Annotated in this window: 1 protein-coding gene; it reads left to right on the top strand. The window is 68.8% G+C overall.

What is annotated here, in order from left to right:
• Positions 1–81 precede the first annotated feature (81 nt).
• The coding region (locus tag ABZZ20_RS36825) for an amino acid adenylation domain-containing protein (RefSeq protein WP_356877420.1) at positions 82–1,607 on the top strand (1,526 nt) is incomplete at its 3' end.

The raw sequence follows: 1,607 nt of genomic DNA, 5'->3' as shown, positions 1-1,607 counted from the left end.
GTCGAGGTCCTTGACGAGGGTGAGTGGCAGCGGTTGTTGGTGGGGTGGAATGACACTGCGGTTGAGGTGCCGCGGGCTACTGTGACGGAGCTGTTCGAGGCGCAGGCGGCTCGTACTCCGGGTGCGGTGGCGGTTGTCGCTGATGGTGTTGAGGTGTCGTATGGGGAGCTGGATGCCCGTGCGAACCGGCTTGCGCATTATTTGGTGGGTCAGGGTGTGGGTCCTGAGTCGCTGGTGGCGGTGGTGCTGGAGCGTGGCGTCGACCTGATGGTGGCGCTGCTGGGTGCGCTGAAGGCCGGTGCTGCTTATCTGCCGGTCGATCCTGCCTATCCTGCTGAGCGGGTCGCCCACATGCTGGACGATGCCAGGCCGGTCGTGGTGCTTGGTGCCGTGGGCACGGTCGGGGCGGTGCCGGCCTCGGCTGCGGTGACGCTGATCGACGCGCCGGAGACGGTTGCCGCTCTGGCGGGCCTGGCGGTGGACGGGCCGGTTGTGGGGGAGGGGCCGGGGTCGCTGGCACTTCCGGCTTACGTGATTTACACGTCGGGGTCGACGGGCCGGCCCAAGGGCGTGGTGGTGTCGCACGCTGGGTTCGTGAACATGCGCACGGCGGCTCTGGCCCGGTTCGAGACGGGCCCTGGTTCGCGGGTGGCGCAGTTCGCTTCGCTGAGCTTCGACGTCTTCTGCCTGGAGTGGTCGTTGGCGCTGACGTCCGGTGCGGCGTTGGTGGTCGTGCCTGCGGAGCGGCGTCTTGGCCAGGAGCTGGCCGGGTTCTTCGCGGAGCAGGGGGTGACGCATGCGACGCTGCCGCCTGTGGTGCTCGGTGGGCTTGAGCCCGGCTCTGTCTCGCAGGACGTCGTCCTTGAGGTCGGTGGTGAGGCGTGCTCGCCGGAGCTGGTGGAGCGCTGGTCGGTCGGGCGGGTGTTGTTCAACACCTATGGTCCGACGGAGACCACGGTGGACGCGACGGTGTGGCGGTGCGTGCCCGGCGAGCGGGAGGTCTCGATCGGCGCTCCGATCGGGAACACGCAGGTCTATGTGGTCGACGAGTTCCTCTGCCCGGTGCCGGTCGGTGCGGTCGGTGAGTTGTATGTGGCTGGTGCGGGTCTGGCGCGTGGGTATGTGGGTCGGGCGGACCTGACGGCGGAGCGGTTCGTGGCCTGCCCGTTCGGTACGGCCGGTGAGCGGATGTATCGGACGGGTGACCTGGTCCGGTGGAACGCGGACGGTCAGCTGGAGTATCTGGGCCGGGCGGATGAGCAGGTCAAGGTCCGCGGCTTCCGTATCGAGCTGGGCGAAGTGCAGTCGGCGGTGGGCCGGCACCCGTCGGTGGCGCAGGCTGCCGTCGTGGTCCGTGAGGATGTGCCCGGCGACCCGCGCCTGGTTGCTTATGTTGTGCGGGCCGATGGCGTGCAGGACGGTGAGCTGGACGAGGTGCGGCAGTTCGTTGCCGAGTCGCTGCCGCAGTACATGGTGCCGTCGGCAGTGGTGGTCCTCGACGCGCTGCCCCTGTCCCCGAACGGGAAGCTGGACCACAAGGCCCTGCCCGTACAGGAATACACCAGCGGCTCCGGCCGTGGACCCTCCTCCGTCCGCGAGGAGATCCT

It is taken from the genome of Streptomyces sp. NPDC006430 (genome assembly GCF_040612395.1).
Taxonomy (GTDB): domain Bacteria; phylum Actinomycetota; class Actinomycetes; order Streptomycetales; family Streptomycetaceae; genus Streptomyces.
The sequence above is the reverse complement of the archived record's forward strand: the minus strand, read 5'-3'. Positions and strand labels throughout refer to the sequence as shown.